This is a genomic window from Marinobacter zhejiangensis (genome assembly GCF_900114775.1).
GTDB classification, from domain to species: domain Bacteria; phylum Pseudomonadota; class Gammaproteobacteria; order Pseudomonadales; family Oleiphilaceae; genus Marinobacter; species Marinobacter zhejiangensis.
On the sequence record NZ_FOUE01000002.1, the window covers coordinates 510169 to 531233 of the forward strand.

The window sequence follows — 21065 nt, forward strand, 5'->3', positions numbered from 1 at the left end:
CCGCCTGTTGACCACAGCCGGGATATTTTTATGTCTGCTCTCCCCAACTCACACGCTGCCCTGCTGAAGAATCAGGCGTTGCTGTCAGGTCCGACTGCGCTTGTCGGCCTGTCAGACCCTGCATTGCTGACTCAGCTTGCCGTTGCTGGCACGGTGATCTATGACCATTTTGGCGCCTACTGCCAGGCGGATGCGTTGCCTGGCTGGAAGGCCCTTTTCGGGTATTTCGATCCCACCATGCCGGTGGGCTCTTTTGATACCGTGGTGGTGTTTATGCCAAAGGCCAAGGCAGAGTTATCGCTGCGGCTGAGGTTGGCTGAGACGTTGGTAAAGGGCGGGGGGCAGGTTCTCCTGGTTGGCGAGAAGCGGGAAGGCATTGCCGGGGCGGTCAAGCAGTTGCAGGCGTTTGCGCCGAAAGCCTGCAAAGTGGACAGTGCTCGCCATTGCCAGGTCTGGCAGGCGCCGGTCATGAACACGGGCTCACCGCTGGTTGAGTCGGAGTGGTTGAGCTGGCACTCCGTGGATGTGGCTGGCACGAGCGTTGAGATTGCCGGGCTACCGGGTATTTTCAGCGATGGGCGGCTGGATGATGGTACCCGAATGCTTCTCGAAACCCTGGCCAGGGAGCCGGTGGCTGGGCCTGTGCTGGACTTTGCCTGTGGTGCTGGAGTGATGGGTGCCTGGTTGCACGCACACGGGTTTGCCGGACGGGTTGACGGCGTGGATGTGCAGGCACAAGCCGTAAGCTGCGCCCGGGAAAGCTATCGTCGTTGTGGCGCGGGGGGGGAGATCATGGCGGGTGACGGGCTCGATCGTATTGAGGGTCGTTATCAGAGTATTGTCACCAACCCACCATTTCACCATGGGGTGAAAACGGATACCTCGATGACCAGCCGTTTTCTCCATCAGGTTTCGGCCCACCTGAATAAAGGGGGCGAGTTGAGACTGGTGGCGAACAGTTTTCTGCCCTACGAAACCTTGATTCGCGAACATGTTGGGCCGTGTGAGGTGCTGGCGGCAGATCGTCGCTTCACGGTGTATCGGGCTCGTCGTCACTGAATTGTCCTCTCCCTGTCATATCGTCGTCATCGCCCTGGTGGAGCTTAGTCGGTAGTACCAAGTTCCCCGGCGGAGACGACTGATGCACAGATACCGCAGCGTATTCATATCCGATGTTCACTTGGGGTCGGCAGACTGCCAGGCCGAATACCTTCTGGACTTCCTGGACAATGTTGAGTGTGAAACGCTCTACCTGGTCGGCGACATTATTGACCTGATCGCCATGCAGCGGCGGGTGCATTTCCCTGACTCCCATCAGGCCATCGTTCGCAAATTGATGGCGATTGCCGCATCCGGAACCCGGGTGGTCTACATTCCGGGCAACCACGACGAATTTATGCGCCATTTCTGTGGCCAGACATTGTCCGGTATCGAACTGAAGCAGAAGGCGATTCATACCACGGCAGATGGTCGTCGCTTTGTTGTTTGTCATGGCGACCAGTTTGACCAGGTGGTCCGATGCAGCCCGCTGATGTTGCTGGTGGGCGACCGCGCCCATGGCCTGCTGTTGCGACTTAACCGCTGGTTCAACGCCTGGCGCCGCATGCGTAACAAGCCCTATTGGTCGCTGGCGGCGTGGGTTAAGACCCGGATTGGTAAGGCCCGGTCATTTATCCGCCGGTTCGAGATGGCAGCGCTCACCGTGGCCGAGCGTGGAAACTACGATGGCTTTATTTGTGGTCATATCCACTCCGCCGGCTTCCTGCGGAGCCAGGACGGGCTGTACTGCAACGATGGGGATTGGGTCGAGCACTGTACCGCCCTGGTGGAAAACGACAATGGCCGCCTGGAAATTCTGCACTGGTCAGAGCAACCGGGTGTGGTGGAGCGGGAGCCAGAGGAGCCCGCGCCGGAGTTTGTCCGTGGCCCGCGCCCGGTCATCGATACCCTGTCTCAGGCCTTTATTGAACAGGTCAACGCCGAGCCCAAATAGGGCGCGGCGAACCCTTATAAAAACGTCAGACGAAAAAAAGCCCCTGGGGTAAGGGGCAAATAGGCGTGCATCCCATGAGGGTCACAACCTGAAATCATTCGGCGTTTGCGTCAGCCTTGTCAGCGCCTGACTGAAGCTGCTGGGTCAGCCCACGCAGTTGCTCAACCGCACGGCGAGCCTGAGATTCCGCTCGATCGCGAGCTTCCTGAATCTTGGGCTTAACTTCCGCTTCGTAGGTTTTTCCCGCCTGCTCGCTGACATAGGCTGTCATCATATTGGCGTCCCACCACAGCTTCTTGCGAAGGTCGTAGGTAGCCACGTCAAGCTGGCGGGCCAACGCTTTCAAAGACGGGTTCTTTTTGCGAACCTGCGCCACAACGTGGCTCAGCGTGGTTGGCTCGGACACGTCAGCGCCCATATCCGCCAAGACTTTTTTCAGCTCTGCGGTGGCCCAGTCCAGGGTCGGACGGACCTGATCTTCCAGGCGCTTGCGGGTGGCCTGAACGGATTCGAGACCGTTTTTCAGGGAGTCCTGAATCATCGTACTGTCCTTCTCTATCGTCGGTAGCTATTACCAAATCATCTTGGGAGCAACTCTAGGGTTAATTTCTAGAATAATCAGCCTAGAATGGCGTCACATAACGGAAAATGAGAACTTGGTGCCTGAAATGACAAACAATGCGCTCACTCTGCAAGGAGTTTCGTTGGTACTGAACCGGCCTGGCAGCCGGGGGCTGCAGGCCTGGGATGCGGCTGATGAGCTGCTGATCGAAGCCGCACTGGATCGATTGCAGCCGGGACAGCGCGTGGCCGTAGTGGATGATGGCTTTGGGGCGTTGACGCTGGCGCTGAACGAGGCAACCCCGACGACGATTTCCGACAGCGCATCATTGGCTGCGGCCTTGGCCGACAATGCTCGGGCCAATGGGCTGGAGGTAAGTGCGCCGCTGAACTGGGGCCAGCCACCGTTGGGGCCGTTTGATGCGATTGTCATGAGGATACCCCGGCAGATCGATTATCTGGAGTACCTGTTACGCTGGGCCAATGAAGCCCTGGTTCCGGGAGGTTTACTGATTGCCGGGGGGATGATCAAGCATATTCCCGATCATGGGGTGGGGGTGTTCAACCGTCTGGTGAATACCGATCAAGTGTTGCCGGCCCGCAAGAAAGCCCGGGTAGTGGTTTGCAGTGCAGGGCAGGCCGGGTTGGCCGGGTGGGAGCGTCAGTGGCTGGGGTATAACTTGCCGGACATCGGGCTAGAGTTGAGGGCTCTACCAGCGGTGTTTGCCCGGGATCATCTGGATATCGGAGCGCGGATGCTCGTACCTCAGGTGCGTGACCTGGTCAGGAACCTGCCAGAAGGTGGTCGGGTGCTGGACCTGGCGTGTGGGAATGGGGTTCAGGGAATAACGGCTCTGGCCGAGAGGCCGGACCTGAAAGTGGTGTTCTCCGATGTGTCCAGTCAGGCTGTTGCCAGTGCAAAAGCCAATGTTCAGGCGGCCTTTCCTGAGGCCGATACCTGCTTTGAACATACCGATGGCATTTCGCCAAATGCTGGTGAGTTTGATCTGATCCTGTTGAACCCCCCCTTCCACGAAGGGGGCGTCGTTGGGGACCATATTGCCCTGAGGTTGTTCCGCCAGGCCAGCCAGCATCTCAAACGAAGCGGTTGCTTACTGGTTGTTGGCAACCGTCACCTGGGGTATCACAAGTCACTGCGAAGGGATTTTCCCCGTGTCAGCCAACTCGCCTCTGACCCCAAGTTTGTGGTGTTCGAAGCCGGCTATTGAGGCTGTTGGCGATAGCCGAGCCGATCCAGGGTTTCCACGATGGCCTGGGTCTGGCTATCGATTTCGATATTGACCTTCTCACTGACTGCCGTATCAGAGAAGGTCGTCGCGCGCAGTGTTTCTGGAATCAGGTGCACACTGAACCGGTTCTCTACCACCTCGCCCACAGTGAGGCTGGCACCGTTGATGGCAATAAACCCCTTGGGAAACACGTAGCGCATCCATTCTTCGGGCAATTCGAACTGTAGGGTGCGGTTATTCTCCGGTGCGTCGATGGCAACACAGGTCGCTGTGGTGTGGATATGACCAGAGAGCAGGTGGCCGCCAATTTCATCGCCAATCCGGGCGGCACGTTCAAAATTCACGCGGTCACCGGGCTTGAGCGCATCCAGTGTGGTGAGCCCGAGGGTTTCCTGCATGGCGTCGAAGGTCAGGCAGTGCCCTTGCTGCCTGGTTACGGTCAGGCAGGTTCCATTAATGGCTACCGAAGCCCCAATGCTGACGTTATGCAGATTTTCTTCAGGAAAGCGGATCGTAAATGTCTTGAGCCCCGGCTGACTGTTGATCGCGTCGACGGTGGCAATACCCTGGACAATGCCTGTGAACATGAATGCTCTCTCTTAGATAGACGTCCCGGCCCAGATTCATTGGCGGGCGGGGTTAGGTGAGACCGGTCAAGCATAGCGATCATGAATGTTGGTGCCAAGGGGCGGTGGATCGCTCCGGCCAGGTTCGTAGAAATCGGCTCAAGGTATCGGACGTTCTGCCGATAATGAAGTAAGGCGCTGGTGCTTTTCCGGACAACGGAAGTCGGAAGGCGCCGCCGGTTATGAACATCAACGGTGAATCAAGGTGCCGACTCCCTACCGGGGTTGGCAGTTAGCTTATGGTCGACATCACAGAACCAGAACAGGAATTGGCACCGCCGCTTGGCACGGCCGTGCTCCGGCCCGGGCGCCCCGCTGATCCTGTGGCCGGTGGCGAGGGCGCCGGGGTAGAGGAGCCCCCGCAGGTTGCAGGAACCGGTGGGGATGATGGCGAGTTGGCGGCCTCTCCGGAGTCCGATGAGCCTGCAGAGCCGGAAGTGTCGCGCCAGGCGCAGGAAGAGGAGGGGGCTGCCAAGCGTCAGCGCAAGCTTCGGCTGCTCCTGCGTCAGTGTGACCGGGTACTATTAATGGACTTTAACCTGTTGGCGATGTCCTCGTGGCCAGATAATTACGCAGTTGCGGCAGCCCGTCGCCGTCGGGATCTCTGGCTGTTCAGTGCGACCCTGACCTGCTTGTTGTTCCTCAGTGGCATGAGTGGCCTGGTGCCAGCGTGGGTAGCTGGTGGTGGCTTTGGTGCTTTTGTCATTATCCTGTTGGCAGGGGTTCCCTATATTCGCCGGCTGTACTCTGACCGTGCTTCGTACCTGGAGTTGATCCTGCGGAGGCAACGGCTGATGCGAGAAGCCCGTACTCATATTGCTCACCTGGAGGGTGGTTCCGGCCTGGTTTGGCAATGCGCCCAGATGAGAGAGTTCAATCCCAGACTGGGAGCATCCCGGTTCAAGAAGCTGGTCAGCTTGTCTGAAAGGCGCGTATTGTCTCGTTATTGTGTCCGTCGGGAACACGTGCGTTTGTACCTTATCTATATGCTTGAGGCGGAAAAAGCGTATCGGCGGCTTGAGCAGGCTTTCTTTGATGGGAATCAGGCGGCACTGGATGCAGGCTGGGCGAGTGCGGTCACTGTGCCGGAGCCGCGCGCTTGACAATGCGGTTGCTCAAACGTATGTTTTAAACAGACGTTTGGTAGAGGCAGCGGAAAATAATAATGGCGCAATCCGATACGGTTGATCGCATCCTTGATGCGGCAGAAGAGCTTTTTGCAGAGCGAGGCTTTTCTGAAACTTCCCTTAGAATGATCACCAGTAAGGCTAAAGTAAATCTGGCTGCCGTCAATTACCACTTTGGATCAAAGAATGCGTTGATTCAGGCAGTGTTTGCCCGTTTCCTCACGCCATTCACTGTAACCCTGGATACCGCCTTCGATGATCTCGAGGCTCGCTGCAAAGATGTTCCCCCAACCCTGGAACAGACCTTGTGGGCGCTGACGGAAAGCGCTGTGCGAATGCCGCAGCGGAACGAAAAGGGCATCTCCATTTTTATGCGCTTGCTAGGGCTGGCCTACACTCAGTCCCAAGGGCACCTGCGTAAGTTTCTGGAAGCAGAGTACAGTAATCCCTTTGGCCGCTTTATGAAGTTACTCAAGGATGCAACGCCAGACCTGTCAGCAGTGGATCGTTACTGGCGCATCCAGTTTATGTTGGGGGCAACGGCCTTCACCATGTCCAGCAGTGACGCATTGCGGGAAATCCTCGAAAACAAACTCGGCGTAGAGACCTCCGTTGAAGAGATTGCCGCCCGCCTGGTGCCGTTCCTGTCTGCCGGTCTGCAGGCGGAGATTGTTGTGCTCCCGCCGATGACCGATGAGACATTTGCCTGATCCCGATCCTGTCAGTTACGCTCAGGGGCCTTTCTGTTGAGAAGCCTGCGAGCAAAACGTGACCCCGGATTTACGTTCCAGCCCCTATATTGAGATTGACCTGCCCGGCCAGACCTTGAGTCTGTATCGTCCTGGCCACGCTGCGCCGAAGGTCTACGTCATTTCCTCCGCCCTCAACGGGCCTGGCGAGCAGCAGGATTCTGGCTGTACGCCCCGTGGTCGCCACTTTATCCGAGCCTGTATTGGCGGAGGGCAACCCGTCAATGCGGTATTTGTGGGGCGGCGCCCCACCGGCGAAGTCTATTCAGATCAATTGGCTACTCAATTCCCCGACAGAGACTGGATACTGACTCGCATCCTGTGGCTTTGTGGGCGGGAATGGGGGCGTAATCGCGGTCCTGGGGTCGATAGTTTTCGCCGCTTCATATACATTCACGGCACGCCGGACAGCGAGCCCATGGGGACTCCGCGTTCCCATGGTTGCGTCAGGATGAGAAACCGGGACCTCGTCGACCTTTTTGACTTGGTAGAGCCGGGAACGGAAGTCCTGATTCGCTGATGACGAAACGTTTTCTTAATTGACTGATTGGGTGAGGAACAACATGACCGAAGATGTGCCCAGCGCAATGGTGGGGTTTATGGACAGTTGGCAGGGCCTTTCAGGAACCTGGCGATTGACGTTGCTGGTGTTTGGCCTTCTTCTGGTGACCGCGCTGACCGCGTTTGTGGTGAGTCGCGTTATCCTCTGGCTCGAACGCAAGTTCACCGATACCAACAACCTTTGGGACGATGCCTTTCTCAGCGCCGTGAGAAAGCCTGCGATTGGCCTGGTGTGGCTGGTGGGGGTGTTCTGGGCAGCGGAGGCGGCTTATCAATACTCCAAAGCGGAGATTTTCCAGGCCAATGAACACTTGTTGCGGCTCGGGTTTATCTGGCTGCTGGTGTGGACATTGCTGGGCATGATCAAGCAGGGGGAAAAGTTGCTGTGTACCCCAGGCAAGGCACCTCGGACCATGGACTACACCACGGTGTCAGCGGTCAGTAAGCTGCTGCGGGCCGTGGTGATTATTACCGCTATCCTGATCTTTATGCAGTCGCTGGGATACAGCATCTCTGGTGTGCTGGCATTTGGTGGCGTAGGGGGGATTGCCATTGGTTTTGCCGCGAAGGATCTTCTGGCCAACTTTTTCGGGGGGCTGATTGTTCATCTTGACCGTCCCTTCAAAGTGGGCGACTGGATCCGTTCACCGGATCGCAATATCGAAGGCACTGTTGAACACATCGGCTGGCGGATGACGACCATCCGGACCTTTGATAAGCGCCCTTTGTACGTACCTAATGCGGCGTTTACCACCATTGCGGTGGAGAACCCGTCCCGGATGAGTAATCGGCGTATCTCCGAAACCATTGGTATCCGTTACTGCGACTCGTCCCAGATGGCCGCCGTGGTGTCGGATATCCGTACCATGCTGGAAAATCACGAAGCCATTGATACCAGGCAGACTCTGATCGTGAACTTCCTGGCATTCAATGCGTCTTCACTCGATATCATGGTGTATGTCTTCACCAAAACCACCGAATGGGTAAAATTCCACGAAATCAAACAGGATGTACTGCTGCGGATCAATGAGATTGTTGAGTCCCACGGTGCTGAGTTTGCCTTCCCGACAAGTACCTTGCATGTGCCCGATGGAATTGAATTGTCCGGGCTGGGCGTAGAGGAGTCTAAATCATGACCGAGCGGACAACAGAGGGTGGGGCGCCAATTGCCATCATTGGTGGCACCGGGCTCACCGAGCTTGCCGGCCTGGAGATACTGGGGGAAAGTTGCCCAGACACTCCGTGGGGTGCTATCTCAGCGCCTTTGGTTCACGGTCGTCTCAAGGGGCAGGACATCACCTTTCTGGCGCGCCATGGTAACCCCCACCGTATACCGCCCCATCAGGTGAATTATCGGGCCAACCTCTGGGCATTGCGCGAAAGCGGTGTCGAGACGGTTATCGCAGTCAATGCCGTTGGCGGTATTCACCCGGACATGGGGCCGGCGGAAGTGGTGATTCCTGACCAGTTGATTGATTACACCTGGGGACGGCCGAGCACCTTCTTTGAGGGGGAGCTGGAGGAGGTCACCCACATTGATTTCTCCTACCCCTATACCGATGCGGTGCGCCGTGTTCTGGTCGGCGCAGCCAGGGCGGCAGGTGTTTCCCACTGCGATTTCGGTACCTACGCGGCAACCCAGGGACCAAGGCTTGAGACGGCGGCGGAAATTACGCGTCTGGAGCGTGATGGCTGTCACCTGGTTGGGATGACAGGCATGCCTGAAGCGGTGTTGGCCGCGGAGCTCAAGTTGAACTACGCGTGTCTGGGGCTGGTGGTGAACTGGGCGGCCGGTAAGACCGATCACATCATCACGATGGAAGAGATCGAGGCCGCCATAGCGAAGGGGATGTCTGGCGTAAAAACGATTCTGGAGCGCTCAGTAAGCGATCTGGGCGCCCTTAGCCTCCAATCTTCTTGAAGAGCACCAGCACGCCGATGGTGGGGGAGTCCAGGAAATGGATTTCCTCACTGCGCATGCGGCGTGTTTCCCGTATCCAGGTCAGCAATTCAGCGTTAAGTTGGGGTTCGTCCATGATCTCAATTGAACCGGCGCCCTGAAGCTCACCACCAGACGCCATCGCGGCAACGGATTCTGGTTGCCCGGTTTGCAGTTCAGTCTGCTGTGGTTGGCTGGTTTGAGGCATGGGCTGCCAGTGGTTCAGTTCAACCCCAACGTGCAGGAAGCGCTGGCGATCAATGGTAATGGTACCCTCAACCTCTCTCATTCCGGCTTCGGGCAGCCAGTCACCCACGGCAACCTGCATGGGCTGGCCGTTGTAGTTCGGCGGAAAGGACTGGTACCAGCCGGCGGTCATCAAAACCTTATAGCGACCGCTGTTGACCAGCCGGTCCGCCGCCCGCGACAGTGTCATTTCGTGTTTGGGGACCAGCCTGAGGGTAGAGTGGCTATTGCCGTTGGCATCGGTCACCACCAGCTGGGATGGCAGCTCTGGTTGTGGCTGAACCCGACGGTTGGCCATCTGCTCCTCAACGTCTTCCGGGGCAACAATCCGCTCCAGCAGGACGATTTCTGCCCGGTAGGCATTGCCGGCTGACTGTGCCATGGCCTGTCCGGTTGCCAACCATACGGCAACGGCGGTAAACAGGAGTGGTTTCGATAACTTGAGTACGGACTGCTGCAAAGGAAGTCTCCACCGTCTTGGGAAGTTGGGCTCTGCGTCACTGGTCCTCTTACTGAGGGGTGAGTGCGCCGAGCATGTCCGAAATGCCAGAGAGTTTACCATCGGTTGTGGCATCCTTCAGCCGGAAAGCGAAGATGTTCGCACCTTCCAGCTTGTGTCGGTCGGGTGCCTTCTGCACCTTCTGGACCAGAACCAGTGGATCTACCGGCGTGTTGCTACCAAACTCCAGTCGTGTCCATTCCTTACCGGCGTCGATTTTGACGATGCCCAGGGCCTCTGCCTTCAGTCTCAGTTCGGTCTGGCGCATCAGGTTTTTGGCCTGAACCGGCAGCAGGCCGAAGCGGTCGATCATCTCGACCTGCAGCTCCTTCAAGGCTTCTCCCGACGCTACGCTGGCGATGCGCTTGTAGAGCATCAGGCGATTGTGGACGTCCGGAAGGTAGTCATCCGGAATCAGTGCCGGGATGCGCAGGTTAACTTCGGTGCCGTGGCTGAGCGGCAGCTCCGCATTCGGGGTCCGGCCCTCGCGGATGGCTTTCACAGCTTCGTCGAGAAGCTGCATGTACAGGGTAAAGCCGATGCTTTCAATTTGCCCGCTTTGTTCTTCGCCAAGCAATTCACCGGCCCCGCGAATTTCCAGGTCGTGAGTGGCCAGCATGAATCCGGCGCCAAGATCCTGTGCTTCTGAAATGGCTTCAAGCCGTTTTCGGGCGTCGCTGCTGATGGCTTTTGGCGGTGGCGTCAGCAGGTAGGCATAGGCCTGGTGGTGGGAACGGCCAACCCGGCCCCGCAGCTGATGCAGCTGGGCAAGACCAAATTTGTCTGCCCGTTCGATAATGATGGTGTTGGCACTGGGGATGTCGATGCCGGTTTCGATGATGGTGGTACAGACCAGCACATTGAAGCGCTTGTGGTAGAAGTCGGACATGATCTGCTCCAGCTCCCGTTCACGCATCTGTCCGTGGGCGACACCAACACGGGCTTCCGGGATCAGCTGACGCAGATCTTCCGCAACTTTCTGGATAGTGCTGACTTCGTTGTGTAGGAAATAGACCTGGCCACCACGGAGAATTTCACGCAACACCGCTTCCTTGACCATGGCATCGTCGCGCTGGCGGACGAAGGTTTTGACGGACAGGCGCCTGGAGGGCGGCGTGGCGATGATGGACAGGTCCCGCAGGTGTCCCATGGCCATGTTCAGCGTTCTGGGTATCGGTGTCGCGGTCAGATTGAGCATGTCTACTTCCGCGCGCAGGGACTTCAGCCTTTCTTTTTGCTGCACCCCGAAGCGGTGTTCTTCGTCGATGATCACCAGGCCCAGGTTTTTGAAGCGGATATCGCCCTGAAGCAGTTTGTGGGTGCCGATAACGATATCGGCACGACCGTTTTCAAGGGCCTCCAGCGCCTTGTTGGTCTGGCTGCCGCTGCGGAAGCGGCTGAGCAGCTCGACCTGCACCGGGGTGTCGGCAAAGCGGTCGCGGAAGGACTCATAATGCTGCTGCGCGAGCAGGGTCGTGGGTACCAGGACGGCCACCTGCTTACCGGAGTAAGTGGCGATAAAGGCGGCGCGCATGGCCACTTCGGTCTTGCCGAAGCCAACGTCGCCGCACACCAGACGGTCCATCGGACGTTCACTGGTCATGTCAGCGATAACGGCTTCAATCGCCGCCTGCTGATCGGGGGTCTCCTCAAACGGGAAACCGGCGGCAAAATTACGGTAGGCGTCACCGGGGCGGTCGAAATTGAAGCCTTTGCGGGCTTCCCGGCGGGCGTAGACGTCCAGCAGCTCGGCTGCGGTATCGCGGATTTTCTCCAGCGCCTTCTGTTTGGACTGGCTCCAGCGCTCATTGCCAAGTTTGTGTAGGGGAGCGTGGTCTGTGTCGGCACCGCTGTAGCGGGAGATCAGGTGGAGGCTGGAGACCGGGACGTAGAGTTTCGAGCCACCGGCGTACTCCAGGGTCAGGAACTCCGCCGCGTCGTTATCAACATTGATGGTCTGCAGGCCCTGGTATCGGCCTACGCCATGGTCGATATGCACCACTGGAGCGCCGATTCTCAGCTCAGAGAGGTCGCGGTAGCCGGCATCGTCCACTTCCGTGGGTTTTTCCCGCCGCCGCCGTTGCAACACTCGTTCGCCAAACAGGGCGGACTCGGTCACCAGGGCCAGGTTTTGCCCGGTCAGGATCAGGCCGTCTTCCATTGGCGCTATGGTAATGGCCAGGGTGCAGTTTTCATCGGTCAGAAACTGCCGCCAGTCACTGACAGTAACCGGTTTTACGCCGCTTTCGCCCAGACTTTCGATCAGGGCTTCCCTGCGGCCGGACGACTCGGCGCAAATCAATACCCGCCCAGGGAATTGCTGGAGGAATTGTTTCAGACGGGCCGCCGGTTGAGCGCTGCGGCCATCCATGGATACGTCAGGCAAGGCATCGGCCGCGCAGGTTATGGCTGCGCTGTCGTCGTCTTCCGGACGTGTCGGTTCCGGTGTGACCCGTGGGTAGGCCTTCAGGGCAGAAAACATCTCCTCGGTACGCAGGAACAGGTTTGCTGGTGGCAGGATCGGGCGCAGGCGATCGTGACGCCGTTCCTCGTAACGGGCGAGGATATCGGACTGGAAATGTTCAAGGGCGCTGTTCAGCTCTGGTGCGGTAAACACGCGGGTGTTTGCCGGCAGGTAGTCAAGCAGGGTGGCGGTCTGGTCGAAGAACAGGGGCAGGTAGTACTCAATGCCGGGCGGTGTTATCCCCTGGATGATGTCCTGGTAGATCGGTGCGTCTTTATCGGCGTGGGGGAACTGCTCGAACCAGCGACTCCGGAAGCCGGACCGGGCCTCTTTGTCCCAGGGAAACTCATTGGCGGGCAGCAGTTCAACACGCTCAATGCGATCAATCGATCGTTGTGTTTCCGGGTCAAAGGTGCGCAGGGTTTCAATTTCATTGTCGAACAGGTCTATGCGATAGGGGAGGGCGGATCCCATCGGGTAGATGTCCAGAATCGCTCCTCGAACGGCGTACTCACCGTGTTCGTAGACATTTTCGGCGTGACGGTAGCCTGCAGCTTCCAGTTGCAGGCGCCAGCTCTCAATATCCAGCGTCTGGCCGATTTCCAGCAGTAAGGTATTACCCTGTAGATAATTGACTGGCGCGAGCCGGTGCATCAGGGTCCGGGCGGGCACCACCAAGATGCCGCGCCGGGTGGACGGCAGGCGATGAAGGGTGCGAATACGCCGGGAGGTAATGTCCTGGTGTGGTGAAAACTGGTCGTAGGGGAGTGTTTCCCAATCCGGTAGAGAGAGTAGCTCAAGGCCTTCGCTGGTGATGGCAGGCTGATCTTCATCCGGCTCCAGACCAAGGAAAAAGCGAATGGCCTGTTCCAGCAGCAGGGCTTCGTTGGTGCTGCGGGTAATAACCAGGGTTAGGCCGTCATGTTCCCGTGCGCTCTCGCAAATGGCCAGCGCTGACCGGCTACCACTCAGGCCATGCCAGACCCGGTGATCGGCGGGCTTAATAGGGAAGTCTGGGGCCAGCAGCCGACTGCTGTGAGGGTTAAAGTGCGCGCCTTGGGTCATGGGTTCCCGGATGCTCCGTTCAGGGTGTGAGTCGAACCATGTGAGTCAAATCAATGGGACGCGTCATTCTACCGGCCGCCGGAGGCGCTGTCATGACACCCTCCCAAGGAGTTATTTGCTCTTGGTCCCAATCCATTGGATAATATGCGACCCATTTTCCAGGGAGTCTCACAGGTCTTTTGAACTGCTTCCGGCTTATTTGATGTTCCGGTGGACGTTTGGGAGGGAGATTTCCAAAGCTAACTGCAGAGGTTGAAGCGTGAGTCACGAACAGATTAACCAGCACCTGTCTAATTGGACGGAAAGGGAATCCACCGCTGAGGCGATGATCCCGTTGATTGGCCGCCTTTACCGTAAGAACAACGTGGTGACCTCCGTTTATGGTCGCTCCATCATCAACCAGTCTGTGATCGGTATTCTTCGTGCCCACCGTTATGTGCGCCAAGTTGAAGACAACGAGCTGTCTGTTCACGACACCCTGCCGCTGCTGGAGGCCATGGACAAGCTGGAGCTGGGCAGTGCCCACGTTGATATTGGCAAGCTGGCGGTCAAATACAAGTCCGAAGGTGGTTCTGTCTCTGTAGAAGAGTTTCTCAAGCAGGAAATTGGCCCCGTTGTCGGTCAGTACAGTGCCCAGTCTGAGGAAAACGCCGAGAACGGCACCAAGGACGTGGTCCTTTACGGTTTCGGCCGGATCGGCCGGCTGCTCGCCCGTATCCTGATCGAAAAAGCGGGTGGCGGTAACAACCTCCGTCTGCGGGCGATTGTGGTTCGTGAAGGCGGCGCTGAAAACGACCTGGAAAAGCGCGCCAGTCTGCTGCGTCGTGACTCCGTCCATGGCCCTTTCAATGGCACCATCAGCGTTGATGCAGAGAACTCTGCCATTGTGGCCAACGGTAACTTCATCAAGGTAATTTACTCCAACGGTCCGGATCAGGTGGATTACACCTCTTACGGTATCGATAACGCCATCGTGATCGATAACACTGGTAAATGGCGTGATGAAGCAGGCCTGGGTCTGCACCTGAAGTCCAAAGGTGTCAGTCGCGTTATCCTGACCGCGCCGGGTAAAGGCGATATCAAGAACATTGTATACGGTATCAACAACGACTGGATCACTGACGAAGACAAGATCCTGTCTGCCGCTTCCTGTACCACCAACGCCATCACGCCGGTTCTGAAGGCGATTAACGATGAGTACGGTATTGAGGACGGTCATGTTGAAACCGTTCATTCCTATACCAATGACCAGAACCTGATCGACAACTACCACAAGGGTAGCCGTCGTGGTCGTAGCGCCCCGCTAAATATGGTTATCACCGAGACTGGTGCTGCCAAGGCTGTTGCCAAGGCGCTGCCGGAGCTGAAGGGCAAGCTGAGCGGCAACGCTATCCGTGTGCCGACCCCGAACGTCTCTATGGCGATCCTCAACCTGAACCTGAAAAACGATGTGTCGGTTGAGTCCGTCAACGAGTACCTGCGCGAGATGGCTCTGCACTCTGAGCTGCAGAAGCAGATCGATTTCGTTAACTCGCCGGAAGTGGTATCCACCGACTTCGTAGGTTCCCGTCACGCTGGCATCGTTGATGCCCAGGCGACCATTGCCAATGGCAAGCGTCTGATCCTGTACGTGTGGTACGACAACGAGTTCGGTTACAGCGCCCAGGTTGTTCGTGTGGTCAACCAGATGGCCGGTGTGACCTACCCGATCTTCCCGAAGCGTGCTCGCTAAGGGCGATAGGGCCTGAATTGACAGCTTTTGGCTGTCGCTGAAGAACCCCCGGTAACCGATGGTTGCCGGGGGTTCTTCGTTTTGGGGTAGGGGGTTGGAGTTACGGGTAATTAGGTAGAAAGTCGGAGCGGTTGCGGTGGAAAAGCAGTTCCCGAGTCTCTATAATTGGCGCGATTTTGGGTACGTCTGACACAGAAAACTGTTCACATCCTGCTGGCGACGAGGTCTGGCATCGGTATGCCGCCGCTGCGCCTGTCCGTCTGGTTATTCCCAATGGCGCAAGTCATAGAATGGAGTCGGGACGCAGGAGTCAGGCGTGGCAAATCCATCGAAAAGTTTCTGATGATTGGACGAGGCTAATGATCAAGATCAAGAAAGGCCTGGATCTTCCCATCAGTGGCGCTCCCGAACAGACCATTACCGAAGGCAAGCCCGTTCGTCACGTGGCTTTGATTGGCTTCGACTACAACGGCATGAAGCCGACAATGGCTGTCAAAGAGGGAGACCGCGTCAAGCGCGGGTCGCTGCTGTTTACGGATAAGAAGACCGAGGGCGTGCGTTATACGTCACCCGCAGCAGGCGTGGTGAAAGAAGTTAACCGGGGTGAGCGCCGCGTATTCCAGTCTGTTGTCGTCGAAATCGATGGTGACGAGGCTGAGACCTTTGCTCGCTATAGTGACTCGGACATTGCCGGACTGGACCGTCAACAGGTCGTTGATAATCTGGTGGCGTCTGGCCTGTGGACCGCGTTCCGTACCCGCCCCTACAGCAAAGTCCCCGAAATTGACTCCACTCCGAACTCCATCTTTGTTTCTGCGATGGATACCAACCCGCTGGCGGCAGACCCTGCAGTCATCATTGGCGAAAACAGCGCAGCCTTCGAAAAAGGCCTGACCCTGCTCGCCAAGCTGACTAACGGAAAGGTCTTTGTTGCTGTTAAGCCGGGCGCTCAGGTCAGTGTGCCTCAGGGCGGCAGCGTGGAAGTCCACCACTTTGACGGCGTTCACCCTGCCGGCAACGTGGGTACCCATATCCATTACCTGGATCCCGTCAGCGTCGCCAAGACCGTCTGGTCTGTGGGCTACCAGGATGTGATTGCGATTGCCAAACTGTTCGAAACCGGCGAGTTGGCGGTGGAGCGCGTTGTGGCCCTGGGCGGCCCGAAAGCGACCAAGCCGCGTCTGGTTCGTACTCGTATCGGCGCTAGCCTGACCGAACTGACCGACGGTGAAACGGCCAGCGACTGCGAAGTTCGCCTGATTTCCGGTTCTGTCTTCGGTGGCCGTCGTGGCACCGGTCCTTGTGCCTATCTGGGGCGTCACGCCAATCAGGTGTCCATCCTTGAAGAGGGCAGCAAGCGTGAGTTCATGGGCTGGCTGTCTCCGGGTACCAACAAGTTCTCCGTTCTGAACATCTATCTGTCCAAGCTGTTTGGTGGCAAGAAGTTTGACTTCACAACCACCACTAATGGCAGCGAACGTGCGATGGTGCCGGTGGGAACCTACGAAGAGGTCATGCCTCTCGACATCCTGCCCACCCAGTTGCTGCGTTCACTGATCGTTGGCGACACTGAGTCGGCACAAAAGCTCGGCGCACTGGAACTGGATGAAGAAGATCTGGCTCTGTGTACCTTCGTGTGCCCGGGTAAATACGAATACGGTCCGATTCTCCGCGAGAACCTGACCCGAATCGAGATCGAGGGCTAATACGACATGGGTATCCGTACGTTTCTCGATGGCATCGAGCATCATTTTGAAAAAGGCGGCAAGTATGAGCGCTGGTATGCGCTCTATGAAGCCGTTGACACTATCTTCTATACCCCAGGCAAAGTAGCTTCCACTACGGCTCATGTTCGCGACGGCATTGACCTGAAGCGACTCATGATCACTGTGTGGATGTGTACTTTCCCGGCCATGTTCTTCGGCATGTGGAACATAGGTTTCCAGGCCAACAGCTTCCTGGCTGAGAACCCTGATGCCCTTATGGGCGATGGCGGCCTGCGTACTGCCTTTATCTCAGCCCTGGCGGGTAATGATGCGGGCAGCGTCTGGGACAACTTCGTCTATGGTGCAGCTTACTTCCTGCCGATCTACCTGGTCACCTTTGTGGTGGGTGGTTTCTGGGAAGTGCTGTTTGCCACTGTGCGTCGTCATGAAGTGAACGAAGGTTTCTTCGTCACGTCTGTCCTGTTCGCCCTGGTTTGCCCCCCCACCATCCCTCTGTGGCAGGTGGCTCTGGGTATCACCTTCGGTGTCGTCATCGGTAAGGAAGTATTCGGTGGTACCGGTAAAAACTTCCTCAACCCGGCGCTGACCGGTCGTGCGTTCCTGTACTTTGCCTACCCGGCACAGATTTCAGGCGACACGGTCTGGAACGCGGTTGACGGCTTTAGCGGTGCAACTGCGCTGAGCTGGGCTGCCAGCGGTGGCCTTGAGGCTCTGGAGCAGAACATTGGCTGGATGAACGCATTCCTGGGCACCATTCAGGGCTCCATGGGTGAAACGTCTACCCTGGCTATCCTGATTGGCGGTCTGATCCTGCTGGTGATGAAGATTGCGTCCTATCGCATCGTGGGTGGCGTGTTGATCGGTATGATCGGTATGTCTCTGCTGTTGAACGCCATCGGTTCCGACACCAACCCGATGTTCAACGTGCCGGCGCACTGGCACCTGGTTATTGGTGGTTTCGCATTCGGCATGATGTTCATGGCAACGGACCCGGTTTCTGCTGCGATGACCAACACTGGCCGCTGGTGCTTCGGCATCCTGGTGGGTGTAATGACTGTGCTGATTCGCGTTATCAACCCGGCGTTCCCGGAAGGCATCATGCTGGCCATCCTGTTCGCTAACCTGTTCGCACCGCTGATGGACCACTACGTGGTTCAGGCCAACATCAAACGGAGGCTTGCTCGTGTCTAACGCCAAGGAAACTGTCTCCAGAACCCTGATCGTTGCGCTGGCGCTGTGTATCGTCTGCTCGGTGGTGGTGTCGACCGCTGCCGTTATGCTCAAGCCGGCTCAGGTAACGAACCAGAACCTGGACATCAAATCTAACATTCTGGCGGCCGCTGGCATGCTGGAAGCGGGTGCTACACCTGCCGAGATCGAAGCGCAGTTTCAGCGCTTCGAAGTGCGTCTGGTTGACCTGGACACCGGCGAGTACGTGGATGCCTCCGCTGTTGGTTTCGACGATGCCATGAAGTACGACATGTACCGTGCGGCTTCTGACCCAGCCCAGGCAACTGTGCTCGGCTCTGAAGATCCTGCAGGCATCAAGCGTCGTCCGAACGTTGCCAAGATCTTCATGCTGATCGAAAACGGTGAGCTGCAGCGTGTGGTTCTGCCGGTACACGGCTATGGCCTGTGGTCAACACTGTATGGTTTTGTCTCACTGGAAGGCGATGCCAACACCATCGAAGGTCTGGGTTTCTATGCCCATGCTGAGACTCCGGGACTGGGTGGTGAAGTTGACAACCCACGCTGGAAGCAGCAGTGGATTGGCAAAACCGTGTATGGCACCGAGTTCACCCAACCAGAAATCCGTCTGGTGAAGGGTGGGGTTGATCCCAACGATCCGAACAAGGAACACAAAGTCGATGCGCTCTCCGGCGCAACCCTGACCAGTCGCGGTGTTGAAAACCTGCTCAACTACTGGATGGGTGAAAGTGGTTACGCGACGTTCCTGCAAAAACTGCGTCAAGGGGAGGTCTGATCATGGCTGATACTAACGCCAAGCAGGTCCTTTTTGGGCCGATTTTCAGCAACAACCCGATTGCACTGCAGATCCTTGGTATCTGTTCTGCGCTGGCGGTAACCACCAGCCTTAACGTTACCATCGTAATGTGTATTTCGGTGATTGCGGTTACTGCGTTCTCCAACCTTGCAGTATCTCTTGTTCGCACACAGATCCCGAACAGCATTCGGATCATCGTGCAGATGACCATCATTGCCTCCCTGGTAATTGTGGTGGACCAGGTTCTCAAGGCGTATGCCTATGAGATCAGCAAGCAGCTGTCGGTGTTTGTAGGTCTGATCATCACCAACTGTATCGTTATGGGCCGTGCTGAAGGTTTCGCCATGAAAAATGGCCCGGCACTGAGCTTCCTTGACGGTATCGGTAACGGCCTGGGCTACTCGGTGATGCTGTTGTTTATCGCTTTCTTCCGTGAACTGCTTGGCGCGGGCTCGCTGTTTGGCGTGACGCTGTTGCCGACGGTTAACGAAGGCGGCTGGTACATCCCGAACGGTCTGTTGCTGCTGCCACCGAGTGCGTTCTTCATCATTGGTCTGGCGATCTGGGGCCTGCGTGCCTGGAAACCGGAACAGGTGGAAGAGCCTGACTACAAACTGTCTCGCCATAAAGCCAAGGAGGCCTTCTGATGGAACACTATATCAGTCTGATTCTGAAGGCCGTTTTCGTTGAGAACATGGCTCTGGCGTTCTTCCTGGGGATGTGTACCTTCCTGGCGATCTCCAAGAAGATTGAGGCGGCTGTAGGTCTCGGTATCGCCGTAATTGTGGTACTGACCTTGACGGTTCCTGCCAACAACCTGATCTACAACAACCTGTTGCGTGAAGGTGCATTGGACTGGGCCGGCTATCCGAACGTTGACCTGAGCTTCCTCGGTCTGCTGACCTACATCGGTGTGATCGCGGCGATTGTTCAGATCATGGAAATGGTTCTGGACAAGTACATTCCTGCGCTGTACTCCGCGCTGGGGGTGTTCCTGCCTCTGATTACCGTTAACTGCGCCATTATGGGTGCCTCCCTGTTCATGGTGGAGCGGGACTACACCTTTGGCGAGAGTGTGGTGTACGGCTTTGGTGCGGGTCTTGGTTGGGCGCTGGCAATCGTAGCGCTTGCCGGTATCCGTGAAAAGCTCAAGTACAGCGATGTTCCGGAAGGTCTCCGGGGCCTGGGTATCACCTTCATTACTGTTGGTCTGATGTCCCTTGGCTTTATGTCGTTTTCAGGTATTTCACTGTAACCAACCCGGTGATTCGGTTTAACGAAAAGGCGAGACCATGAATACAGAAATTATTCTCGGCGTGGTCATGTTCACCGTTATCGTGCTGTCGCTTGTGGCGATTATCCTGGCGGCACGCTCGAAGCTGGTCAGCACCGGTGACGTGACCATTGAAATCAATGATGACCCAGAACATACCGTAAAAACCGAGGCCGGCGGCAAGCTGCTCGGTACCCTGGCGGGTAGCGGTATCTTCCTGTCCTCCGCCTGTGGCGGCGGCGGTACTTGCGCGCAGTGTAAGTGTAAGGTTCTGGACGGTGGCGGCGCGATGCTGCCGACGGAAAAGACCCACTTCACCAACCGTGAAGAAAAGGAAGGCTGGCGCCTGTCCTGTCAGGTTCCTGTTAAGCAGGACATGAAAATTGAAGTGCCTGAAGAGTTCTTCGGCGTGAAGAAGTGGGAATGCGAAGTGGTGTCCAACCACAACGTGGCCACCTTCATCAAAGAGCTGGTGCTGAAACTGCCAGAAGGCGAGGAAGTGGACTTCCGTGCCGGTGGTTACGTTCAGCTGGAGTGTCCTCCCTACGAGATCAACTTCAAGGATTTCGTTATTGAGGAAGAGTTCCACGAAGACTGGGACAAGCACGACATCTGGCGTTACAAGGCCATCAACAAGGAGGAGACCATCCGTGCTTACTCCATGGCCAACTACCCGGAAGAGAAGGGTGTTCTGAAGTTCAACATCCGGATTGCCACGCCGCCTCCCGGTAGCGACCACCCGCCGGGCATTATGTCCAGCTTCGTGTTCAACCTGAAGCCGGGTGACAAGGTTACCGTGATGGGACCGTTTGGTGAGTTCTTCGCCAAGAAGACCGATGCCGAAATGGTGTTCATTGGTGGTGGTGCCGGTATGGCTCCGATGCGTTCTCATATCTTCGACCAGCTCAAGCGCCTGAACTCGGATCGTAAGATCAGCTTCTGGTACGGTGCCCGGAGTGTCCGCGAGATGTTCTACGTGGAAGACTTTGACGGCCTGGCCGAGCAAAACGAGAACTTCCAGTGGCACGTGGCGCTGTCCGATGCGCTGCCGTCTGACAACTGGACAGGGTACACCGGCTTCATCCACAACGTGCTGTACGAGAACTACCTCAAGGACCATCCGGCACCTGAGGACTGTGAGTTCTACATGTGTGGACCCCCAATCATGAACGCATCTGTTATCAAGATGCTGAAAGATATGGGTGTTGAAGACGAAAATATCATGCTGGATGACTTCGGAGGTTAATT

At 57.0% G+C, this 21065-nt stretch carries 19 protein-coding genes; 15 read left to right on the forward strand and 4 right to left on the reverse strand.

Annotated features, from left to right (window positions below; translation table 11 throughout):
• Nucleotides 1–30 precede the first annotated feature (30 nt).
• A complete protein-coding gene (locus BMZ67_RS07680) occupies nucleotides 31–1059 on the forward strand; it encodes a class I SAM-dependent methyltransferase (RefSeq protein ID WP_092021357.1) in 1029 nt (342 codons plus the stop codon).
• A gap of 82 nt (nucleotides 1060–1141) precedes the next feature.
• Nucleotides 1142–1993, forward strand: a complete 852-nt coding sequence (locus BMZ67_RS07685) for a UDP-2,3-diacylglucosamine diphosphatase (RefSeq protein ID WP_092021358.1) — start codon at nucleotides 1142–1144, stop codon at nucleotides 1991–1993.
• Between the two features lie 94 nt (nucleotides 1994–2087).
• Here the strand turns inward: BMZ67_RS07685 and BMZ67_RS07690 are convergent, their stop codons facing one another.
• A complete protein-coding gene (locus tag BMZ67_RS07690) occupies nucleotides 2088–2534 on the reverse strand; it encodes a hypothetical protein (protein ID WP_092021359.1) in 447 nt (148 codons plus the stop codon).
• A 127-nt stretch (nucleotides 2535–2661) separates the two neighbouring features.
• Here BMZ67_RS07690 and BMZ67_RS07695 point away from each other — a divergent pair, with 127 nt between their 5' ends.
• Complete coding sequence (locus tag BMZ67_RS07695; protein WP_092021360.1) at nucleotides 2662–3783, forward strand: class I SAM-dependent methyltransferase; 1122 nt, start codon at nucleotides 2662–2664, stop codon at nucleotides 3781–3783.
• Here BMZ67_RS07695 and BMZ67_RS07700 read toward each other — a convergent pair.
• A complete protein-coding gene (locus tag BMZ67_RS07700; RefSeq protein ID WP_092021361.1) occupies nucleotides 3777–4391 on the reverse strand; it encodes a riboflavin synthase subunit alpha in 615 nt (204 codons plus the stop codon). The two genes, BMZ67_RS07695 and BMZ67_RS07700, sit on opposite strands and share 7 nt — an antisense overlap.
• Nucleotides 4392–4669: 278 nt before the next feature.
• Between BMZ67_RS07700 and BMZ67_RS07705 the strand changes: the two genes are divergently transcribed.
• From BMZ67_RS07705 to BMZ67_RS07725, 5 genes are all read left to right on the forward strand, one after another.
• A complete protein-coding gene (locus BMZ67_RS07705; protein ID WP_245749911.1) occupies nucleotides 4670–5533 on the forward strand; it encodes a hypothetical protein in 864 nt (287 codons plus the stop codon).
• Between the two features lie 62 nt (nucleotides 5534–5595).
• Nucleotides 5596–6267: a TetR/AcrR family transcriptional regulator gene (locus tag BMZ67_RS07710; RefSeq protein ID WP_092021362.1), complete on the forward strand. Its 672-nt coding sequence runs from the start codon at nucleotides 5596–5598 to the stop codon at nucleotides 6265–6267.
• A 58-nt stretch (nucleotides 6268–6325) separates the two neighbouring features.
• Nucleotides 6326–6826, forward strand: coding sequence for a L,D-transpeptidase (locus BMZ67_RS07715; protein WP_092021363.1), 501 nt, complete (start codon nucleotides 6326–6328; stop codon nucleotides 6824–6826).
• 43 nt (nucleotides 6827–6869) lie between these two features.
• Nucleotides 6870–8003, forward strand: a complete 1134-nt coding sequence (locus BMZ67_RS07720; RefSeq protein ID WP_092021364.1) for a mechanosensitive ion channel family protein — start codon at nucleotides 6870–6872, stop codon at nucleotides 8001–8003.
• Nucleotides 8000–8788, forward strand: a complete 789-nt coding sequence (locus BMZ67_RS07725) for an S-methyl-5'-thioinosine phosphorylase (RefSeq protein WP_092021365.1) — start codon at nucleotides 8000–8002, stop codon at nucleotides 8786–8788. Before BMZ67_RS07720 ends, BMZ67_RS07725 begins: the two co-directional genes overlap by 4 nt.
• Here BMZ67_RS07725 and BMZ67_RS07730 read toward each other — a convergent pair.
• Together BMZ67_RS07730 and mfd are read right to left on the reverse strand one after the other, a co-directional pair.
• Nucleotides 8769–9626, reverse strand: coding sequence for a CsiV family protein (locus tag BMZ67_RS07730; RefSeq protein WP_092021366.1), 858 nt, complete (start codon nucleotides 9624–9626; stop codon nucleotides 8769–8771). The genes BMZ67_RS07725 and BMZ67_RS07730 overlap by 20 nt on opposite strands.
• Nucleotides 9562–13080 (reverse strand): transcription-repair coupling factor, encoded by a 3519-nt coding sequence (gene mfd, locus BMZ67_RS07735; RefSeq protein WP_092021367.1) that lies wholly within the window; start codon nucleotides 13078–13080, stop codon nucleotides 9562–9564. Before mfd ends, BMZ67_RS07730 begins: the two co-directional genes overlap by 65 nt.
• 259 nt (nucleotides 13081–13339) lie before the next feature.
• On the opposite strand from mfd, the gene BMZ67_RS07740 reads away from it, so the two are divergent.
• The 7 genes from BMZ67_RS07740 (at nucleotide 13340) to nqrF (ending at nucleotide 21063) form a co-directional block, all read left to right on the forward strand.
• On the forward strand, nucleotides 13340–14812 hold the full coding sequence (locus tag BMZ67_RS07740; protein WP_092021368.1) for a glyceraldehyde-3-phosphate dehydrogenase: 1473 nt from the start codon (nucleotides 13340–13342) through the stop codon (nucleotides 14810–14812).
• A gap of 359 nt (nucleotides 14813–15171) precedes the next feature.
• Nucleotides 15172–16518 carry a Na(+)-translocating NADH-quinone reductase subunit A gene (locus BMZ67_RS07745; protein WP_092021369.1) on the forward strand — a complete coding sequence of 449 codons (1347 nt, stop codon included), beginning with the start codon at nucleotides 15172–15174 and terminating at the stop codon, nucleotides 16516–16518.
• Nucleotides 16519–16524: 6 nt separating this feature from the next.
• On the forward strand, nucleotides 16525–17730 hold the full coding sequence (locus BMZ67_RS07750) for an NADH:ubiquinone reductase (Na(+)-transporting) subunit B (protein ID WP_092021370.1): 1206 nt from the start codon (nucleotides 16525–16527) through the stop codon (nucleotides 17728–17730).
• On the forward strand, nucleotides 17723–18523 hold the full coding sequence (locus BMZ67_RS07755) for a Na(+)-translocating NADH-quinone reductase subunit C (protein ID WP_092021371.1): 801 nt from the start codon (nucleotides 17723–17725) through the stop codon (nucleotides 18521–18523). The genes BMZ67_RS07750 and BMZ67_RS07755 overlap by 8 nt, the downstream gene beginning before the upstream one ends.
• 2 nt (nucleotides 18524–18525) lie before the next feature.
• On the forward strand, nucleotides 18526–19191 hold the full coding sequence (locus BMZ67_RS07760; protein WP_092021372.1) for an NADH:ubiquinone reductase (Na(+)-transporting) subunit D: 666 nt from the start codon (nucleotides 18526–18528) through the stop codon (nucleotides 19189–19191).
• A complete protein-coding gene (nqrE, locus tag BMZ67_RS07765) occupies nucleotides 19191–19799 on the forward strand; it encodes an NADH:ubiquinone reductase (Na(+)-transporting) subunit E (RefSeq protein WP_092021373.1) in 609 nt (202 codons plus the stop codon). The genes BMZ67_RS07760 and nqrE overlap by 1 nt, the downstream gene beginning before the upstream one ends.
• A 37-nt stretch (nucleotides 19800–19836) precedes the next feature.
• Complete coding sequence (nqrF, locus tag BMZ67_RS07770) at nucleotides 19837–21063, forward strand: NADH:ubiquinone reductase (Na(+)-transporting) subunit F (RefSeq protein ID WP_092021374.1); 1227 nt, start codon at nucleotides 19837–19839, stop codon at nucleotides 21061–21063.
• Nucleotides 21064–21065 lie beyond the last annotated feature (2 nt).